At 53.2% G+C, this 18049-nt stretch carries 20 protein-coding genes; 8 read left to right on the forward strand and 12 right to left on the reverse strand.

What is annotated here, in order from left to right:
• Nucleotides 1-123: 123 nt before the first annotated feature.
• The 5 genes from tusB to fkpA all read right to left on the reverse strand — a co-directional run bounded on the left by tusB (nucleotide 124) and on the right by fkpA (nucleotide 2872).
• Nucleotides 124-411, reverse strand: coding sequence for a sulfurtransferase complex subunit TusB (gene tusB / locus WN16_RS01485; protein WP_003023651.1), 288 nt, complete (start codon nucleotides 409-411; stop codon nucleotides 124-126).
• A 7-nt stretch (nucleotides 412-418) separates the two neighbouring features.
• Nucleotides 419-778 (reverse strand): sulfurtransferase complex subunit TusC, encoded by a 360-nt coding sequence (gene tusC, locus WN16_RS01490; RefSeq protein ID WP_003837966.1) that lies wholly within the window; start codon nucleotides 776-778, stop codon nucleotides 419-421.
• Nucleotides 778-1164, reverse strand: coding sequence for a sulfurtransferase complex subunit TusD (tusD, locus tag WN16_RS01495; protein WP_003023646.1), 387 nt, complete (start codon nucleotides 1162-1164; stop codon nucleotides 778-780). Before tusD ends, tusC begins: the two co-directional genes overlap by 1 nt.
• Nucleotides 1164-1886: a transcriptional regulator gene (locus WN16_RS01500; RefSeq protein ID WP_003023643.1), complete on the reverse strand. Its 723-nt coding sequence runs from the start codon at nucleotides 1884-1886 to the stop codon at nucleotides 1164-1166. Before WN16_RS01500 ends, tusD begins: the two co-directional genes overlap by 1 nt.
• 167 nt (nucleotides 1887-2053) lie before the next feature.
• Nucleotides 2054-2872 (reverse strand): FKBP-type peptidyl-prolyl cis-trans isomerase, encoded by an 819-nt coding sequence (gene fkpA, locus WN16_RS01505; protein ID WP_003023641.1) that lies wholly within the window; start codon nucleotides 2870-2872, stop codon nucleotides 2054-2056.
• A 232-nt stretch (nucleotides 2873-3104) separates the two neighbouring features.
• On the opposite strand from fkpA, the gene WN16_RS01510 reads away from it, so the two are divergent.
• Nucleotides 3105-3323 (forward strand): protein SlyX, encoded by a 219-nt coding sequence (locus WN16_RS01510; protein ID WP_003023639.1) that lies wholly within the window; start codon nucleotides 3105-3107, stop codon nucleotides 3321-3323.
• A 198-nt stretch (nucleotides 3324-3521) separates the two neighbouring features.
• On the opposite strand, the gene slyD is transcribed toward WN16_RS01510, so the two are convergent.
• From slyD to kefG, 4 genes are all read right to left on the reverse strand, one after another.
• The gene (gene slyD, locus WN16_RS01515; protein WP_044701447.1) at nucleotides 3522-4133 is read right to left on the reverse strand and encodes a peptidylprolyl isomerase; all 612 of its coding nucleotides are present in this window, start codon (nucleotides 4131-4133) and stop codon (nucleotides 3522-3524) included.
• 94 nt (nucleotides 4134-4227) lie between these two features.
• A complete protein-coding gene (locus WN16_RS01520; RefSeq protein WP_003023632.1) occupies nucleotides 4228-4428 on the reverse strand; it encodes a YheV family putative zinc ribbon protein in 201 nt (66 codons plus the stop codon).
• A 9-nt stretch (nucleotides 4429-4437) separates the two neighbouring features.
• Nucleotides 4438-6243 (reverse strand): glutathione-regulated potassium-efflux system protein KefB, encoded by a 1806-nt coding sequence (gene kefB, locus WN16_RS01525; protein WP_003023630.1) that lies wholly within the window; start codon nucleotides 6241-6243, stop codon nucleotides 4438-4440.
• Nucleotides 6243-6794: a glutathione-regulated potassium-efflux system ancillary protein KefG gene (kefG, locus tag WN16_RS01530; RefSeq protein ID WP_003023629.1), complete on the reverse strand. Its 552-nt coding sequence runs from the start codon at nucleotides 6792-6794 to the stop codon at nucleotides 6243-6245. The genes kefB and kefG overlap by 1 nt, the downstream gene beginning before the upstream one ends.
• 132 nt (nucleotides 6795-6926) lie before the next feature.
• Between kefG and WN16_RS01535 the strand changes: the two genes are divergently transcribed.
• Nucleotides 6927-8828 carry an ABC transporter ATP-binding protein gene (locus tag WN16_RS01535; protein ID WP_044701446.1) on the forward strand — a complete coding sequence of 634 codons (1902 nt, stop codon included), beginning with the start codon at nucleotides 6927-6929 and terminating at the stop codon, nucleotides 8826-8828.
• Nucleotides 8829-8937: 109 nt separating this feature from the next.
• Here the strand turns inward: WN16_RS01535 and WN16_RS01540 are convergent, their stop codons facing one another.
• Both WN16_RS01540 and prs read right to left on the reverse strand, forming a co-directional pair.
• The gene (locus WN16_RS01540) at nucleotides 8938-10428 is read right to left on the reverse strand and encodes a nicotinate phosphoribosyltransferase (protein WP_044701444.1); all 1491 of its coding nucleotides are present in this window, start codon (nucleotides 10426-10428) and stop codon (nucleotides 8938-8940) included.
• A gap of 14 nt (nucleotides 10429-10442) precedes the next feature.
• Nucleotides 10443-11303: a ribose-phosphate diphosphokinase gene (gene prs, locus WN16_RS01545; protein ID WP_003023622.1), complete on the reverse strand. Its 861-nt coding sequence runs from the start codon at nucleotides 11301-11303 to the stop codon at nucleotides 10443-10445.
• 191 nt (nucleotides 11304-11494) lie between these two features.
• Here prs and WN16_RS01550 point away from each other — a divergent pair, with 191 nt between their 5' ends.
• The 4 genes from WN16_RS01550 to WN16_RS01565 all read left to right on the forward strand — a co-directional run bounded on the left by WN16_RS01550 (nucleotide 11495) and on the right by WN16_RS01565 (nucleotide 14456).
• Nucleotides 11495-12214 carry an NUDIX domain-containing protein gene (locus WN16_RS01550; protein ID WP_003837957.1) on the forward strand — a complete coding sequence of 240 codons (720 nt, stop codon included), beginning with the start codon at nucleotides 11495-11497 and terminating at the stop codon, nucleotides 12212-12214.
• Nucleotides 12215-12295: 81 nt separating this feature from the next.
• Nucleotides 12296-13318 (forward strand): hydrolase, encoded by a 1023-nt coding sequence (locus WN16_RS01555; RefSeq protein ID WP_003837955.1) that lies wholly within the window; start codon nucleotides 12296-12298, stop codon nucleotides 13316-13318.
• Nucleotides 13315-13533, forward strand: a complete 219-nt coding sequence (locus WN16_RS01560) for a YheU family protein (protein WP_044701440.1) — start codon at nucleotides 13315-13317, stop codon at nucleotides 13531-13533. The genes WN16_RS01555 and WN16_RS01560 overlap by 4 nt, the downstream gene beginning before the upstream one ends.
• Nucleotides 13534-13586: 53 nt before the next feature.
• Entirely contained in the window at nucleotides 13587-14456 is an 870-nt protein-coding gene (locus WN16_RS01565) for a phosphoribulokinase (RefSeq protein WP_003827751.1), read from the forward strand.
• A 98-nt stretch (nucleotides 14457-14554) separates the two neighbouring features.
• Here the strand turns inward: WN16_RS01565 and WN16_RS01570 are convergent, their stop codons facing one another.
• Nucleotides 14555-14959, reverse strand: a complete 405-nt coding sequence (locus tag WN16_RS01570; protein WP_003023611.1) for an OsmC family protein — start codon at nucleotides 14957-14959, stop codon at nucleotides 14555-14557.
• A 306-nt stretch (nucleotides 14960-15265) separates the two neighbouring features.
• On the opposite strand from WN16_RS01570, the gene crp reads away from it, so the two are divergent.
• Both crp and WN16_RS01580 read left to right on the forward strand, forming a co-directional pair.
• Nucleotides 15266-15898: a cAMP-activated global transcriptional regulator CRP gene (crp, locus tag WN16_RS01575; RefSeq protein ID WP_000242758.1), complete on the forward strand. Its 633-nt coding sequence runs from the start codon at nucleotides 15266-15268 to the stop codon at nucleotides 15896-15898.
• 51 nt (nucleotides 15899-15949) lie between these two features.
• Nucleotides 15950-18037 (forward strand): YccS/YhfK family putative transporter, encoded by a 2088-nt coding sequence (locus WN16_RS01580; RefSeq protein WP_003837947.1) that lies wholly within the window; start codon nucleotides 15950-15952, stop codon nucleotides 18035-18037.
• Nucleotides 18038-18049: the final 12 nt, after the last annotated feature.

An 18049-nucleotide genomic window follows, 5' to 3' on the forward strand; every position in this document is an offset into this window, starting at 1 on the left:
AATAGCTCCTGGTTTTAGCTTTTGCTTCGTAAACACGTAATAAAACGACCTCATACAATATGAGGACGCAGAATTTTAGGTCGGTGTCGAAAAGGTGTCAAGAAATATACAACGATCCCACAATTACCAGGACATCTGGCTGGGATGCTTCACCGTAAGTCTGACGAAGTCAGTATAGCTAACCCTGACGACACTGTCTGAAATTTGACCGCTCAACCCGCGAGCCTTAATGTCTTCTTCCAGTACATAGACCTTAATGGAGGCATTTTGCAGACTTTCAAGGAAACGGCTTCCTTCGATTGCTGCCGTCACGCCATCCTGGAGCAATAAAAGTTCATCGTCTTTATCAATCAGACGAAGAAGAGAGGAGAAATCGGTAAGCCACGCGGAGCGATGTAGTGTGTGCAGCATGAGAGTCTCAAAACCTTAAAATGACGTCATAGTTGCCTAACTCACGGCGTAAATCTTCCGGTTCAAGCGCTGTCGCATCGATCACAAAATTACTCCCCTGCTGAAGGCCCCGCTCGCGTAATGAGGCAGCGCAGAGCCAACATTGATCGATATCGTACAACCCTAACAGTTTGAAGGTCGCGATATAGTCTCGCGCCAGCACGGCATCCGGTTGCTGTCCCTGAAGGATTTGAAAGACGCCATCACCGATAAAAAACACGCCGAGGTCTTCCGTTAATGCAGAGGTCGCCAGCAATGCATCTAACCCTTCACGGCCAGATGCGCTGCCGTGCGGCACGGTAGAAAAGACAAAAGCAACACGTTTCATCAGAATTGCACCACGCGATCGCAGGTCAGGGAAGCCTCAGCCAGCGATCCAAGCCCGCTGAGGTTAAAACCTGATTGTAAATTAGCTCCTGCCAGCCCCAGCCGCTTTGCCTCAGTCTCATCAACCACGCCGCGTCGCAACGCCGCAGCCACGCAAATATTCAGTGTTACACCATGCTGTTGGTTCAGCTGTTGCCAGGCCCGTACCAGATCGTATTCATCACTGGCAGGCGAAGTGAGTAGGTTGGCGTTATACACACCTTCACGATAGAAAAAAACGCTGCTTAGCTCATGCCCTTCTTTGAGTAGCGCATGAGCAAATTGCAACGCGCTGCTCGCCTGCTGCGTGCCGTACGCTGGCCCCGTCACCATGATGGCAAAACGCATTACTTATCTTGCCCCTGGAAATCGCCACTTTTGAACTGACGAATATAGAGGTAGACCGTATGTTTGGAGATGTTCAGCCGATCGGCGACCTGGTTGATGGCATCTTTAATATCGAAGATGCCTTTCTCATACAAATTCAGGACGATCTGGCGGTTCTTCGCGTTGTTGGAAACATTGCGATCGGCATTCACTTCTTCGATTGTGAATTCCAGCGTCTGGGTAACCAGATCTTCCACCGAAGAAGCGAAGTTGACGGCAGAGCCCACTTCCGGGGTTTCCGGTGGGATAAAGGTATTCATTATCTGCGAGAAAGGGACATCAAGGTTCATGTTGATGCACAGCAGACCAATCACGCGATGCTCACGGTTGCGAATGGCAATCGTCACCGACTTCATCAAGACACCGCTTTTCGCACGTGTGAAGTAACACTTCGACACGCTGCTATCCGCACCCGTCATATCATGCAGCATACGCAACGCAAGGTCAGTAATCGGTGAGCCAATTTTACGGCCCGTATGTTCACCGTTAGCAATGCGGATGGCCGAGCATTTCAAATCCTGCAAAGAGTGCAATACGATTTCACAATGGGAACCAATGAGCATCGCCAACCCGTCCACTACCGCTTCGTAGGATTTGAGGATATCGAAGTCGGTTTGATCGAAAGGACGTTGATCCAGCAAATCTAGCTCACTGGTTTCGTTGGTTAAAAGCGACCTGGACATGAAAAAAAGCACTCCTTTTCAGGAGCCTGTCGTTATGTTGTCAGGGCAGGCTCATCACTATTATAGGGGCATCTAAAGTAATACAGCGCACAAGGCGCTTTCCAGTATTAATTATATCCTGTCGATAATAAAAAACCGCCGCCCTGTGGGCGGCGGTTTCTGTTAGCTTATTTTTTGCTGCTGTCTGCAGCTTTATCTGCCGGTGCAGCATCTGGCTGCGCGTCAGCTTTCGGTGCCGGTTTGATGTCTAACAGTTCAACATCAAAGACCAGCGTAGAGTTGGCCGGAATGCCCGGAACGCCCGTTTTGCCGTAAGCCAGATCCGGTGGGATAACCAGCTGGATTTTGCCGCCTTTCTTGATGTTTTTCAGGCCTTCAGTCCAGCCCGGGATCACGCCGTCAAGACGGAAAGAGAGCGGCTCACCACGGGTATAAGAGTTATCAAACTCTTTACCATCGATCAGCGTACCTTTGTAGTTAACAACCACGGTATCGCTGTCTTTCGGTGCAGCGCCGGTACCTTCTTTTTCTACTTTGTAGACCAGGCCAGTAGCCGAGGTTTTAACGCCTTTCTCTTTAGCAAATTTCTCGCGGTAAACTTTACCTTTGGCTTCGTTGTCAGCCGCGTCTTTTTCCATTTTTGCCTGGGCGGAGCTCTTCACGCGCGCTTCAAACGCCTGCAGAGTTTGTTCGATTTCCTGGTCAGACAGTTTGCTCTTGTCTGCAAACGCATCCTGAACACCAGCGATCAGCTGATCTTTATCCAGTTTGATGCCCAGCTTTTCCTGCTCTTTCAGAGAGTTTTCCATATAACGACCCAGGGACGCGCCCAGCGCGTAAGCGGCTTTTTGGTCGTCATTCTTGAATGCTGCTTTGCTGTCAGCAGTAGCGGCTGGTTTCGCAGCATCAGCAGCGAAGGTGATCGGGGCATGCAGAGCAACAGCCATTGTGGTCGCCAGCAGCGTTACTTTAAACAGTGATTTCATCCATATCTCCAGGGCCGGGGCATCTCACCCCAGGGTTAACTAACATAAAAATGTACTATAAAGCGTTGCAGAACAAATCAACATACAGGCACGCCCTATTATCACCACTTTTCAGACTCTTTTTGTTTAAATTAGTTTCGTTACCGAAGATTGAGTGCTGTGCAAACAGGCAAAGTTAAGTAGAATTCGCCGCAGTCCGCGATCTGCCGGAGAAAAAAGAAAGAGGTGAATCATGCAGGATACAACAATGGAAACTCGCCTGGCTGAACTGGAAAGTCGCCTGGCATTTCAGGAGATAACCATTGAAGAGCTCAACGTGACGGTGACCGCGCATGAACTGGAAATGGCCAAACTGCGCGACCATCTGCGTCTGCTGACGGAAAAGCTCAAAGCAACGCAACCGTCCCACATCGCGTCGCAGTCTGAAGAGACCCCTCCGCCACATTATTGAGACGTAAAAAAGCGGGGATATCCCCGCTTTTTTTGTGTCCGAAAGCGCTAACGCTTATCGGATCTACTCACATATACCCAAAGGATTTCAAATCACAGCAAGGCGGCAAGCTTGAGGAAGTCCTGGGAGCATAGATAACTATGTGACCAGGATTCGAAAGCGCAGCCAACACCGCTGTGGGTTGAAAGACGAAGGGTATTAGTGGCAACCGCAGCCGCCGCCGTTACCGTTACCTTTACCGCCACCGCCGCAGCAGCCTTCGCCGCCGTGCTCGTGACCATGGTCGTGGCCGTGACCACCGCAGCAACCGTCATGACCGTGGTCATGATCGTGGTCGTGACCGTGCGCACCGTGAACGTGGCCGTGAGCCAGTTCTTCTTCGGTCGCTTCGCGGATAGCAACAACTTCTACGTTGAATTTCAGATTCTGGCCAGCCAGCATGTGGTTACCGTCAACCACAACGTGGTCGTCTTCCACTTCGGTAATTTCTACCGGTACTGGACCCTGGTCAGTTTCAGCCAGGAAACGCATGCCAACCTGCAGTTCGTCAACGCCCATGAAGACGTCTTTAGGAACGCGCTGCACCAGGTTTTCGTCGTACTGACCGTATGCGTCGTTTGCGCCAACAGCAACATCGAATTTGTCGCCAACTTCATGACCGTCCAGCGCTGTTTCCAGGCCAGAAATCAGGGAACCGTGACCATGCAGGTAGTCCAGCGGTGCACTCACCGGAGACTCATCAACCAACACACCGTCTTCTGTACGTACCTGATAGGCCAGGCTGACCACCAGGTCCTTTGCTACTTTCATGATATCTCCTGAGCATGGAAAGAATAGTGGCGCAGATTGTAGCGGAATTCTGCACCCGTGTACCCTCTAGCTTAAAAAAAGCTGCGCCATATCGCTAGTCCGGATGAAAAATCCCGATCACTTGCTCTTCTTTGCGAACGTGCTCGCGCGCCTCTTTATCGGCTTCCCGCATCTGATGACCGCACTTAACACACTCAACAATATCGATATTATTTTCACGCCACATCGCCAGCGTATCCTGCGACTGGCAGGACGGACATTTTGCGCCTGCGATAAAACGTTTACGAATTGCCATGATTATCCTCTACTCAAATTCATCCCAGCCATCCAGCTGACGTCGCTCTTGCTGCATCTCTCGTTGGAAAATTTCCTCCAGCTCGCGCCGTGCTTCCCTGGCTCGAGAGATTTGTACCGTATCTGTATGCATGGGGATCAGTTCCCGCAGCATGCGCATATCCAGCCGACGAAAATGCAGCTGAGCACGCTGGGCCTGGTGCGGATGCATCCCCAGTGTAACCAGCGTTTTACGCCCCAACTCCAGCGCACTGGAGAACGTTTCGCGCGAAAACTGCGTCACACCGGCCTGTAATAACTCATGCGCCTCTACACGTCCGCGCGCTCGCGCAAGAATATGCAAATGCGGAAAATACTGTTGGCACAGTTCCACCAGTTTCATTGTGTCTTCAGGCTCATTACAGGTAATAACAATAGACTGTGCCGCCTCTGCCCCTGCGGAGCGCAACAGTTCCACCTGAGTGGCGTCACCGTAGTAGACCTTATAGCCATATTTGCGCATCAGATTCACTGCGCTGATATCTCGCTCCAGGACGGTAATACGCATTTTATTGGCCATCAACAGGCGACCAATAACCTGACCAAAACGCCCAAACCCCACTACAATCACCTGCGGTTTATCATCTTCCACCCAGGGTTTTTCGTCTTCCTCATCCGTGCCGTTAAACTGGCGGGAGAGCCATTTATCAATCAACTTCATCACCAGCGGCGTGGTCATCATCGACAGCGTGACGGTCACCAGCAGCAACGCCATTTGGTCGCCCTGAAACAGCCGTTGCGAGGATGCCGTTGAAAACAGCACGAAAGCGAATTCACCGCCCTGACTTAAAACCCCGGCAAATTGCATCCGTTCAGAGCTTCTCATGCCGTTAAGACGCGCCAGTACATACAGCACCAGCATTTTTACGACTACCAGCACGATCACACTCGCTGCCACCCACAGAATATGGGTGTAGAGCACGCCGAGATTGAGCGACATGCCAACGGAGATAAAAAACAGCCCGAGCAACAGTCCTTTAAAAGGATCGATTGCCGTTTCCAGCTCATGTCGGTATTCACTTTCCGCCAGCAGCACACCCGCGATAAACGTTCCCAGCGCCATTGACAGCCCCAGCGCATCCATAAATAAAGCAGAACCCAGCACCAACAGCAGCGTGGCAGCGGTGAACACTTCCCGCACGCCAGAATCCGCAATAAAGCGGAAAACCGGACGCAGCAAATAGCGCCCGCCAATCAGCATGCCGGCAAAGGCCAGCACCTTCATTCCCACTTTAATCCAGTCAAAATGTTCGTCAGCAGACCCCGCCAGCAGCGGAACCAGCGCCAGCGCAGGGATCACCGCCAGATCCTGAAACAGCAGCACCGAAAAACCCAACTGCCCGGATTCACTGCGGTTCATGCCTTTCTCACGCATCAACTGCAGCGCCATCGCAGTCGATGACATCGCCAGACCAATGCCGCCAACCACTGCCGCCTGCCAGGAGAACGCAGTGAGCATCAATAATCCGGCCAACACCACCGCGCTCAGCATCACCTGCGCGGCGCCGACGCCAAAAATTGAACGCCGCAGTTGCCACAGCTTGGCCGGATTAAGTTCCAACCCAATGATGAACATCAGAAAAACCACGCCCAGCTCGGAAAAGTGCAGGATTTCATCCACATCGCTGATGAACCCTAATCCCCACGGGCCGATGGCAATACCCGCCAGCAAGTATCCCAACACCGGGCCGATACCCAACCGCGATGCCAACGGTACCGCCGCCACCGCTGCGAAGAGGAACAACACTCCGGCTGTCAACAAATCTGAACCTTCCATCAGCGGCCTCCCACAGGGATCGGATTCGCCAGCCAGTCACCATACGCTTTCGCATGGCTGTCCAGCTCCTGCTTCGTTTGCCTTCTGGCCCAGTAAACGATAATAGGGCTCATCCAGTGCATGCGGCACATACCGGCCGTCAGCTCGAAAGGGCGCAGCACATCGCTCATTGGATAACGGTTTAGCGCGTCATAGCGGTAGGCACTTTCCGGTTCTCCGGTAGTGATAACGCTACGCCAGTACTTTCCCGCCAGTTGATTCCCCCCGGGACCGCTGGCAAATCCACGGCTCAGTACGCGGTCAAGCCACTCCTTTAACAGCGCCGGACAGCTATAGGTATAGAGTGGGTGCTGAAAAACAATCACATCATGCTCACGCAGCAGCGCCTGCTCATGCGGAATATCGATAAAAAAATCAGGATAGTGCGCGTAAAGGTCGTGCACGGTAACATTGCTGAGCTGCATGGCCGGTTTAAGCAGAACACGGTTCGCGACCGAGTCCTGAGATTCCGGATGGGCATACAGCAGCAAGACTTTCGCTGGCTGGAACATCATCCCCCTCCCGGTTTTGTCTTTTGTCTATTTTCGACGTTTTGGGCTACCATTGCGCCTCGGTGCGGCAAACGGCCCGCACATTACATTATCATAATGATAAATTAACATAGTCTGAACATACGGCGCCTTATGATTGTTTTCTCATCGTTACAAATTCGTCGCGGCGTGCGCGTCTTGCTGGACAATGCCACGGCCACCATTAATCCAGGGCAGAAGGTTGGCCTGGTGGGTAAAAATGGCTGTGGTAAATCTACCCTGCTGGCATTGCTGAAAAATGAACTCAGCGCCGACGCTGGAGGATTTACCTATCCGGGAAACTGGCAGCTCGCGTGGGTGAATCAGGAAACGCCTGCGTTGCCACAGCCCGCGCTGGAGTACGTCATTGACGGCGACCGCGAATATCGTCAACTGGAAGCGCAGTTGAACGACGCCAACGAACGTAACGATGGACATGCCATTGCCACTGTCCATGGCAAGCTGGATGCCATCGATGCCTGGACCGTGCGTTCACGCGCCGCCAGCCTGCTGCATGGCCTCGGTTTCTCCAACGAACAGCTTGAACGGCCGGTCAGCGACTTCTCCGGTGGCTGGCGTATGCGCCTCAACCTGGCCCAGGCGCTGATTTGCCGTTCAGACCTACTACTGCTCGATGAACCTACCAACCACCTCGATCTCGACGCGGTGATCTGGCTGGAAAGATGGCTGAAAAGCTATCAGGGCACGCTGATCTTGATCTCCCACGACCGCGACTTCCTCGATCCGGTGGTGGATAAAATTATTCATATCGAACAGCAAACCATGTTCGAGTACACCGGCAACTACAGCGCGTTTGAAATCCAGCGTGCGACCCGCCTCGCGCAGCAACAGGCCATGTACGAAAGCCAGCAGGAGCGCGTGGCACATCTGCAAAGCTATATCGATCGTTTCCGCGCTAAAGCAACGAAAGCAAAACAGGCGCAGAGTCGTATCAAAATGCTGGAACGCATGGAGCTGATTGCCCCAGCGCACGTGGACAACCCGTTCCACTTCAGCTTCCGTGAACCGGAAAGCCTGCCAAACCCGCTGCTGAAGATGGAAAAGGTCAGCGCTGGCTACGGCGATCGCGTCATTCTCGATTCGATCAAACTGAACCTGGTGCCGGGTTCCCGCATCGGTCTGCTCGGTCGCAACGGCGCGGGTAAATCGACGCTGATTAAGCTGCTGGCCGGCGAACTGGCCCCCATCAGCGGCGAGATTGGCCTGGCGAAAGGCATCAAGCTGGGCTACTTCGCGCAGCACCAGCTGGAGTTTTTACGCGCTGATGAATCACCAATTCAACATCTGGCGCGCATGGCGCCGCAGGAGCTGGAGCAGAAACTGCGAGACTACCTGGGTGGATTCGGCTTCCAGGGCGATAAAGTCAGCGAAGAGACTCGCCGCTTCTCCGGTGGCGAAAAAGCGCGTCTGGTGCTTGCATTGATCGTCTGGCAGCGCCCGAACCTGCTGCTGCTCGATGAACCGACCAACCACCTGGACTTAGATATGCGTCAGGCGCTGACCGAAGCGCTGATCGATTTTGAAGGCGCGCTGGTTGTCGTCTCGCACGACCGTCACCTGATCCGCTCCACCACCGACGACCTCTATCTGGTACACGACAAGAAAGTCGAGCCGTTTGATGGCGATCTGGAGGATTATCAGCAGTGGCTGAGCGATGTCCAGAAACAGGAAAATCAGAGCGACGAACCAGCGAAAGAGAGCGTTAACAGCGCCCAGGCACGTAAAGACCAGAAGCGTCGTGAAGCGGAACTGCGCACTCTGACGCAACCGCTGCGCAAAGAGATCATCCGTCTGGAAAAAGAGATGGAGAAACTGCACGCGCAGTTAGCTCAGGCGGAAGAGAAACTCGGCGACAGCGAACTGTACGACCAAAGCCGCAAAGCCGAACTCACCGCTTGTCTGCAGCAGCAGGCCAGTGCGAAATCCGGGCTGGAAGAGTGTGAAATGGCCTGGCTGGACGCTCAGGAACAACTTGAGCAGATGTTGGGTGAGTAAGGTTTTGCCGGATGGCGACGCTGGCGCGTCTGATCCGGCCTACATAAAGCGTGCGGCCTGCTGCCCGTAGGCCGGATAAGGCAAAGCCGCCATCCGGCAAAAGCCCAGCTTAGCGTTGCATCGCCAGACGCTGGCGGATTTCTTCGAAATGCTCGCGGTTAAACAGCTTGCCGTTGAGAAAACGAGTTTTCAGCTCCCCTTCCTGCTCTTGTTTCCAGGTTTGTTCATCATGCAGACGCAGTTCCCCTTGCTCATCACGCGTGACGCGAAGCAGACCACGGGCTGAACGCTTCAGGCCATTATCGGTTTTCGGCTCTTTGAAAATCGTCCGGTCTTTGCCGTCGACTTCTCCCCACGTCGCTTTCATCGCAAAACCGAAGGTGTCACGCGTGTTGTACTGATAGGTAAAGGAACCGACGCCAAACACGACGTTTGAACTGGCAAAGCCTTTCGCTTCCAGACGACGCAGGATCTCATTCGCTCGCTCAAGGGTGATGGAGTCGCCATAAATCAGTCCAACATGCTGGTCGAGCACCTTGTAACCTTTGGCGTTAATCGTACCGCCAAAAATCTCCCACAGCACTTCCACGGACCCTTTCTCCTGAGCGGTACGATCGCTGCTTGTATCGTTATCTTCGCCAGTACCGCACAGAATCTCTACCGGGTTGCCGCTATCCGGACGGAATACCACACGACCTTCACGCGCCAGAATGATGCCCTTCAGTTCACGGGTATATTCCGTCAGCACCTGCCAGTAGTCCCAGGTATCAGATACTATCGATACAAATCCTTGCGGGTAGAGATCGGCAATCAGGCGGCGGAAGGTTTCAATCTCATGCTCGCGCTCGCCCATACACATCACGCTGTGTTCAGTAGCTGGAATGCTGGCGCCGATAAAATAGGGCTCGCCGTCGGTGTAGTAATCGCGGGCGTACAACAGAGATGGAATACTGTCGGTCCCTTTAAAGCTCAACAAATGCCCACTGCCCGCCTGCATGGTGTCCTGTAATCCGGACATACCGCGAAATGAAAAGTCATGGCACTGGAAGTCAAGATGCGTCTGGTCGCTACAGGTTTTCTGTGCCCAGCGTGCGCAGATTTTACGGTAATGGTGAGCAATCGTGGCGTTTGTCGACGCTTTCCACAATTCCGCCGACAGAATTGTCTCCAGGTAATTCACCAGCCAGAAAAATTCGGGTTTGGTGTTGATAATGGTTAAAACCGGCACAGTCATTGGAACTTTGCTACCTTCATCCAGCGCCTTGATATGCAGCGGCAGATAGCCCAACTGATGCAATGCACGAATATGGTCCACCGCCACCGCATCTTTGCCGAGATAGCTATCCATGACCTGTTTGTATTCACTCACAACCTCATCTTCCGGGCGGGCAAAGAACGCCTCATTAAACAGGTCGACTAAAAACCACTGCATAAACCCCTGCAGGCCGAAAAATACCAGTTTGCCATCCGCCAACGGCGAGGAGAAAAAGCGATCGCTGCGTGGGGTAAAGTTGGAATATACGCGACGGGTGCCCTGCGGATACTGAACGCGGTGAGACACTTTGTAGCCGTCGATAGCTAAAATTGGATTCATTTTCATAATCAGTCTCTCCCTCAGGCGCGGTAAATCGCGTCAATATCGATAAGTTCAAGCTGCGGATGTTCCAGCGTCGGGGCAGCTAAAGAAGTGGTGGTGTAGATGGCGTCAATACCGTTAGCAAACAGGTGTTCAACGCCCTTAGAAAAGATCCCGTGGGTGACGTACAGGCTAACGCTGCGGGCACCGGCATCACGTAGCACCTGCGCAGAACCTATGAAGGTGCCGCCAGCATCACACAGGTCGTCGACAATCAGCAGATCCCTCCCCCTGACGTCTCCGGCCAATAACGCAAATCCCGTCAGGCTGCCGCTTGCCACATCACGTTTTTTGCTCAGGATGGCGTACTGCTCCACACCGGCCGCTCTGGCTACGGCATCAATCTTCTTCAGCGATCCTGCATCGGGAGCAACCAACATCAGCGCGTTTTGCTGAAACAGCCGCGATAATGACGCGCTTTGCATCAGGCAAACCTCCTGGGGGATCGCCACAAAGTTGTCGATTGCAGCCGCCGCCGCGTCACTGTGCGGGTCGAGCACGTTGACCTTGTCAAATTTCAACGTATTGAGCTGACTGGCGAAGACTTTCAGCGCAAAGCTGTCACCCGATACCATATGTCTGTCCTGACGCGCCCACGGCAGCCAGGGAAGGTCGAGATGGCTGACCAGTACATCGGTCTGATGACGGACCGCCTCAACCAGTTGCGCCAGCAGCATAAAATCGTTCATATCGCGCATAGCCGTGGCACGGATGCGCATCAGGCGAGCAAAGGTTGGCAACGCATCGGTGACTTTTAACCAGACAGCACCATCAGGAAAAACACCGCTGGCAACGGCATAGACCTGGTCGTCCAAAGTTAGTGTCAATTTTATGTTCATCGCGCTCACCCCTTAATTGTGTCCCTTCGACACAATTAATAATGTCTCTAAGACACATATTAAGCAAGAAGAAAATGAATTATTTTTAAGCTGTTAGTTAATCTACTGATAAATAATGAGAAAAAACGAACCTTGCCCCCCGGTGCCGGGCTGGTACACTTATCAGCGTTACAAATCATCGTGAGTACCTTATGACCACCGAAGCCGACTACCTGAATCAGTACGACGCCAGCCGCTTCCCTTCACCTCTGGTGACGGTAGATAGTGCGTTATTTACCCTGCATCAGCAGGCGCTGTGCGTATTACTGGTCGAGCGGGCAAAGCAGCCGCAAAAAGGACGTTGGGGATTACCCGGCGGCTTTATTGATATCGAAAACGATGATTCAACCCGTGCCACCGCGCTGCGCAAACTCACTGAAAAAACGGGTGTTTCGCCTTCGTGGCTGGAACAAATGGATACCTTTTCCGGGCCTGATCGTGACCCGCGCGGCTGGAGCCTGACGGTCACCTGGTTTGCACTAATCGCCTGGGTAGACTGCGCGCCCCATATCGCCAGCGTCAGCAATGCCCGTTGGGTGCCGGTTGATGAGTTGAAAAACTATTCACTCGCGTTTGATCACGAGAAAATCATTACAGCGGCGCTGCATCGCTTGCGGCAAAAAACGATGTACTCGCTCCTGCCAGTGTACTGCTTGCCGGAAACATTTACCCATGGGCAACTACTCGAAGCCACTGAGGTGATCCTCGGTCAGTCGATCCAGCGTAAAAGTCTGATTCGTCGCTTTGAAGCGTCAGGAATGTTTGAAGATACTGGAGAAAGCGTGGCGACAGGGACGCGTAAAGCCCGCCTGTGGCGACGTAAACCTAACGTCGATTTTCATTTTTTCTCGCGTAACCTGCTGACTGACTAGCGACAAAATCACATATTGGCTAACCCGCACGCGCTGTGCGCGGTATAGTTATTCTTTCCGATTATTAATTGCTCCGGTGTTATGGTTGAAATCACGTCCACAGAAATGACCCCACCTACCGACGATTCGCGAGAATTCCGCCCGATGCGCGGTATCAGTAACCGCCATCTGCAGACGATGCTGCCGCGATTAATTCGCCGTAAGGTGAAGTTCGACGCCCACTGGCAGCGTCTGGAATTGCCCGACGGTGATTTCGTCGATCTGGCGTGGAGTGAAGATCCACAACAGGCGAAACACAAACCGCGCCTGGTGGTTTTTCACGGTCTGGAAGGTAGTCTGAACAGCCCCTACGCACATGGCCTGATTGAAGCAGCACAAAAGCGCGGCTGGCTGGGCGTGGTAATGCATTTTCGCGGTTGCAGTGGTGAGCCCAATCGTTTGAACCGTATTTATCACTCCGGTGAAACAGAAGATGGCACCTGGTTTTTACACTGGCTGGAACGTGAGTTCGGTCGCGCACCGACCGCCGCGGTAGGTTATTCACTCGGTGGAAACATGCTGGCTTGTCTGCTGGCAAAAGAAGGCAACAATATTCCGATAGATGCAGCGGTTATCGTTTCTGCGCCTTTCGTGCTCGAAGCCTGTAGCTACCATATGGACAAGGGCTTTTCCCGTGTCTATCAGCGCTACCTGCTCAATTTATTGAAAGCCAACGCCTCGCGTAAGCTTGAGGCGTATCCCGGTTCGCTGCCGGTAAGCCTGGCCCAGTTGAAATCTTTGCGCCGCATTCGCGATTTTGACGATCTGATCACCGCCAAAATCCACGGTTTCGCCGATGCTATAGACTATTACCGCCAGTGCAGCGCCATGCCGTTGCTCAATCGGATCGCCAAACCAACGCTGATTATCCATGCTAAAGACGATCCGTTTATGGATCATCACGTGATCCCGAAACCGGAAAATCTGCCTTCGCAGGTGGAATATCAGCTGACTGAACATGGCGGCCACGTCGGATTTATTGGTGGCACAGTGCGCCGTCCTGAGATGTGGCTGGAATCAAGAATCCCGGACTGGCTGACAACGTATCTGGAGGCGTCATCATGATTATCCCATGGCAAGATATCTCTCCGGACGCGCTGGACAATCTGATTGAAAGCTTTGTCTTGCGTGAAGGCACCGATTACGGTGAACATGAACGCTCGCTCGAACAAAAAGTCGCCGACGTCAAACGCCAACTACAATCAGGTGAAGCCGTGCTGGTGTGGTCCGAACTGCATGAAACGGTCAACATTATGCCGAGGAAGCAGTTTCACGAGTAATCCGTAGCCGCCGGCCGACTTTACTATAATTACAACCATTTCATGGAGTTGTTATGTCTGCCAAACATCCGGTGATTGCGGTAACAGGATCCAGCGGCGCGGGGACCACCACCACCAGCCTCGCGTTTCGTAAAATTTTCGCGCAGTTAAACCTGCGCGCCGCCGAGGTGGAAGGTGACAGTTTTCACCGCTATACCCGTCCGGAAATGGACATGGCGATTCGCAAAGCACGCGATGCTGGGCGGCATATCAGCTATTTCGGCCCCGAAGCTAACGACTTTGGTCTGCTGGAGCAAACCTTCATTGAATACGGCCAGACGGGCAAAGGTCAGTCGCGTAAATACCTGCACACCTACGATGAGGCCGTACCGTGGAATCAGGTTCCGGGGACATTTACGCCCTGGCAGCCGCTGCCTGAACCGACGGATGTCCTGTTCTATGAGGGACTTCACGGCGGCGTTGTCACCCCTCAGCAAAATGTGGCCCGGCATGTCGATCTGCTGGTTGGCGTGGTGCCGATCGTGAACCTGGAGTGGATCCAGAAGCTGACCCGCGATACCAGCGAGCGTGGACACTCGCGTGAAGCGGTGATGGACTCGGTGGTGCGCTCAATGGACGATTACATCAATTACATCACACCACAGTTTTCCCGTACGCATATCAACTTCCAACGCGTACCAACCGTCGATACCTCTAATCCCTTTGCCGCCAAGAGCATTCCGTCACTCGATGAAAGCTTTGTCGTGATTCATTTTCGTAATCTGGAAGGGATCGACTTCCCGTGGCTGCTGGCCATGCTGCAGGGCTCATTCATTTCTCATATCAATACGTTGGTCGTACCGGGCGGAAAAATGGGTCTGGCGATGGAATTGATTATGCTGCCGCTGGTGCAGCGACTGATGGAAGGCAAAAAGATAGAGTGATATGTGGAAAGCGCCCGATGGCGCTTCGCTTATCGGGCCTACGACTCAACATCACCCTATAGGCCGGATAAGGCAACGCCGCCATCCGGCATCAGCAATTACGCGGCAACCACTTCATAGGAGTGGGTAATATTCACCGCCTTTTCCAGCATCAGCGCCACGGAGCAATATTTTTCCGCCGAAAGATCGACCGCACGTGCGACGGACGCATCTTTCAGATCGTTACCCGTTACGATGAAATGCAGGTTGATATGGGTAAACAGGCGCGGCGCTTCATCACGACGCTCGGAGGTCAGCTTCACTTCGCAGTTGGTCACATCCTGACGACCCTTTTGCAGGATCGACACCACATCAATTGCGCTGCAACCACCCGCAGCCATTAAGACCATTTCCATCGGGCTCGGCGCTTTATCACCGGAGTTACCGTCCATCAAAATCTGGTGGCCAGAAGCGGACTCACCGAGGAAGGTCAGCCCTTCGACCCACTTAACACGTGCTTGCATATTTTATTACTCCGATGCATCAATTTTCCTGACAGATTACGCGCACACAACAAATCTCGCAACGGAAGGCGACCTGCGTCATGCTGAAGCGAGACACCAGGAGACACACGGCGAAAGCTATGCTAAAACAGTCGGGATGCTACAGTAATACATTGACGTACTGCATGTATGCAGAGGACATCACATTACAGGCCGTCGCACGTATTGACAGCCCCCTTCCCAGGTAGCGGGAAGCACATTTTTGCAAACCCAGAGACAGGATGTTTTTTGGCTCTGGAGACAGCTTATAACAGAGGATAACCGCGCATGGTGCTTGGCAAACCGCAAACAGACCCGACTCTCGAATGGTTCTTGTCTCATTGCCATATTCATAAGTACCCATCGAAGAGCACGCTGATTCACCAGGGTGAAAAAGCGGAAACGTTGTACTACATCGTTAAAGGCTCAGTGGCAGTGCTGATCAAAGATGAAGAAGGGAAAGAAATGATCCTTTCTTATCTGAATCAGGGCGATTTTATTGGTGAATTAGGCCTCTTCGAAGAAGGTCAGGAACGCAGCGCCTGGGTCCGTGCTAAAACTGCATGTGAAGTCGCTGAAATTTCCTACAAAAAATTTCGCCAATTAATCCAGGTCAATCCAGATATTCTGATGCGCCTGTCCTCTCAGATGGCTCGCCGTCTGCAGGTCACGTCTGAAAAAGTGGGCAACCTTGCCTTCCTCGACGTTACCGGTCGTATCGCGCAGACTCTGCTGAATCTGGCGAAACAGCCTGATGCGATGACCCACCCGGACGGCATGCAGATTAAAATCACCCGTCAGGAAATCGGCCAGATCGTTGGCTGCTCCCGTGAGACCGTCGGTCGTATTCTGAAGATGCTGGAAGATCAGAACCTGATCTCCGCACACGGTAAGACCATCGTCGTCTACGGCACACGTTAACCCCATCGAAGTGGCGCGTTACCCCGTAATGCGCCACTTTTGTTTGCTCCGATGTGGCGAAGACTGATATACCACCCAGAGATCAACTACGCACTACGACAAACGCTGGTGCTATGTTTACCTGTGGCCGTCGGCCTGATCATCGGTCAGCTTCATCTGGGACTCCTCTTTTCCCTCGTCCCTGCCTGCTGCAATATTGCCGGTCTTGATACCCCGCATAAGCGCTTTTTCAAACGCTTAGTGATTGGCGCGTCTTTGTTTGCCGGATGCAGTCTGATCATGCAATTACTGCTGGCACAGACTATACCGCTGCCACTGATCCTCACCGGCCTGACGCTGATTCTTGGTGTAACCGCAGAATTAGGCCCTCTGCATGCGCGACTACTACCAGCCTCGCTTATCGCGGCAATTTTCACACTCAGTCTGGCAGGTAACATGCCCGTCTGGGAGCCGCTGCTAATCTACGCGCTGGGCACATTGTGGTATGGCCTGTTCAACTGGTTCTGGTTCTGGATGTGGCGCGAGCAGCCGCTGCGTGAGTCGCTCAGCTTGTTGTACCGCGAATTAGCCGATTACTGTGAGGCCAAGTACAGCATGCTGACTCAGCATGCCGACCCAGAAAAAGCGCTGCCTCCCCTGTTGGTGCGCCAGCAAAAAGCGGTGGATTTAATTACCCAGTGCTATCAGCAAATGCATATGCTGTCGGCGCATCGCAACAACGATTATAAGCGCCTGCTACGTGCCTTTCAGGAGGCGCTCGATTTACAGGAACATATTTCCGTTAGCCTCCACCAGCCGGAAGAGGTGCAAAAGCTGGTCGAACGTAGCCACGCCGAACAAGTGATTCGCTGGAATGCGCGCACCGTTGCCGAACGCCTTCGCGTACTGGCCGATGATATTTTGTATCACCGCTTACCGACCCGTTTCTCAATGGAAAAGCAGATTGGCACGCTGGAGAAAATCGCCAACCAGCATCCGGACAATCCGGTAGGTCAATTTTGCTACTGGCACTTCAGCCGTATTGCCCGTGTGCTACGCACCCAGCGACCACTGTATGCCCGTGATTTAATGGCTGACAAGCAGCGTCGGCTGCCGCTGATCCCTGCCCTGAAAAGCTATTTGTCGTTGAAATCCCCTGCGCTGCGTAATGCCGGACGCATCAGCGTCATGTTGAGCATTGCCAGCCTGATGGGCAGCGCCTTACACCTGCCAAAACCTTACTGGATTTTGATGACAATCCTGTTCGTCACGCAAAATGGCTACGGGGCAACCCGGGTACGTATTTTACACCGTTCAGTAGGGACGCTCGTCGGCCTGGTGATCGCTGGCGTCACGCTGCACTTTCATATCCAGGAAGGTTACACGCTGGCAGGCATGCTGCTGATAACCCTGGTGAGTTATCTGACCATCCGCAAAAACTACGGCTGGGCTACCGTCGGCTTTACGGTCACCGCGGTATATACCCTGCAACTGCTGACGCTGAACGGGGAACAGTTTATCGTGCCGCGGTTTATCGATACGATCACTGGCTGCCTGATCGCTTTTGGCGGGATGCTCTGGCTGTGGCCGCAGTGGCAGAGCGGTTTGCTGCGTAAAAACGCCCACGATGCGTTAGAAGCCGATCAGGAGGCCATTCGCCTGATTCTTAGCAACGATCCCCAGGCCACACCGCTGGCGTATCAACGCATGCGGGTCAACCAGGCGCATAACACGCTGTTCAACTCGCTGAACCAGGCGATGCAGGAGCCTGGGTTCAACTCGCACTATCTGGCGGACATGAAACTGTGGGTTACGCATAGCCAGTTCATCGTCGAACACATCAACGCAATGACTACGCTGGCAAGGGAACATACGATGCTGACGCCGGATTTGGCGCAGCGGTATCTGGAGTCCTGTGAAATTGCGATCCAGCGCTGTCAGCAGCGGCTAGAATATGACGGTCCCGGAAGCTCCGGCGATGTGAATATTCTCGAAGCGCCAGAGATGCTGTCCCATGGGCCTTTAAGCACCCTTGAGCAGCATCTGCAGCGGGTTTTAGGGCATCTGAACACCATGCATACCATTTCGTCGGTAGCATGGCGTCAGCGACCGCACCATGGGATCTGGCTGAGCCGCCGGTTGCGGGACATGAAAGGTTAAGAGAGTTGCCGG

The organism is Citrobacter sp. ABFQG (genome assembly GCF_004322975.1).
GTDB lineage: Bacteria > Pseudomonadota > Gammaproteobacteria > Enterobacterales > Enterobacteriaceae > Citrobacter > Citrobacter freundii.

Coding starts and splice junctions, on each gene's coding strand:
- tusC (WP_003837966.1), bottom strand. CDS start 778: ATGAAACGTGTTGCTTTTGTCTTTTCTACCGTGCCGCACGGCAGCGCA.
- crp (WP_000242758.1), top strand. CDS start 15,266: ATGGTGCTTGGCAAACCGCAAACAGACCCGACTCTCGAATGGTTCTTG.
- WN16_RS01520 (WP_003023632.1), bottom strand. CDS start 4,428: ATGGCAATTCGTAAACGTTTTATCGCAGGCGCAAAATGTCCGTCCTGC.
- slyD (WP_044701447.1), bottom strand. CDS start 4,133: ATGAAAGTAGCAAAGGACCTGGTGGTCAGCCTGGCCTATCAGGTACGT.
- prs (WP_003023622.1), bottom strand. CDS start 11,303: ATGAACATAAAATTGACACTAACTTTGGACGACCAGGTCTATGCCGTT.
- tusB (WP_003023651.1), bottom strand. CDS start 411: ATGCTGCACACACTACATCGCTCCGCGTGGCTTACCGATTTCTCCTCT.
- kefB (WP_003023630.1), bottom strand. CDS start 6,243: ATGGAAGGTTCAGATTTGTTGACAGCCGGAGTGTTGTTCCTCTTCGCA.
- tusD (WP_003023646.1), bottom strand. CDS start 1,164: ATGCGTTTTGCCATCATGGTGACGGGGCCAGCGTACGGCACGCAGCAG.
- WN16_RS01560 (WP_044701440.1), top strand. CDS start 13,315: ATGATTATCCCATGGCAAGATATCTCTCCGGACGCGCTGGACAATCTG.
- fkpA (WP_003023641.1), bottom strand. CDS start 2,872: ATGAAATCACTGTTTAAAGTAACGCTGCTGGCGACCACAATGGCTGTT.
- WN16_RS01580 (WP_003837947.1), top strand. CDS start 15,950: ATGTGGCGAAGACTGATATACCACCCAGAGATCAACTACGCACTACGA.
- WN16_RS01570 (WP_003023611.1), bottom strand. CDS start 14,959: ATGCAAGCACGTGTTAAGTGGGTCGAAGGGCTGACCTTCCTCGGTGAG.
- WN16_RS01540 (WP_044701444.1), bottom strand. CDS start 10,428: ATGAAAATGAATCCAATTTTAGCTATCGACGGCTACAAAGTGTCTCAC.
- WN16_RS01550 (WP_003837957.1), top strand. CDS start 11,495: ATGACCACCGAAGCCGACTACCTGAATCAGTACGACGCCAGCCGCTTC.
- WN16_RS01535 (WP_044701446.1), top strand. CDS start 6,927: ATGATTGTTTTCTCATCGTTACAAATTCGTCGCGGCGTGCGCGTCTTG.
- kefG (WP_003023629.1), bottom strand. CDS start 6,794: ATGTTCCAGCCAGCGAAAGTCTTGCTGCTGTATGCCCATCCGGAATCT.
- WN16_RS01555 (WP_003837955.1), top strand. CDS start 12,296: ATGGTTGAAATCACGTCCACAGAAATGACCCCACCTACCGACGATTCG.
- WN16_RS01500 (WP_003023643.1), bottom strand. CDS start 1,886: ATGTCCAGGTCGCTTTTAACCAACGAAACCAGTGAGCTAGATTTGCTG.
- WN16_RS01510 (WP_003023639.1), top strand. CDS start 3,105: ATGCAGGATACAACAATGGAAACTCGCCTGGCTGAACTGGAAAGTCGC.
- WN16_RS01565 (WP_003827751.1), top strand. CDS start 13,587: ATGTCTGCCAAACATCCGGTGATTGCGGTAACAGGATCCAGCGGCGCG.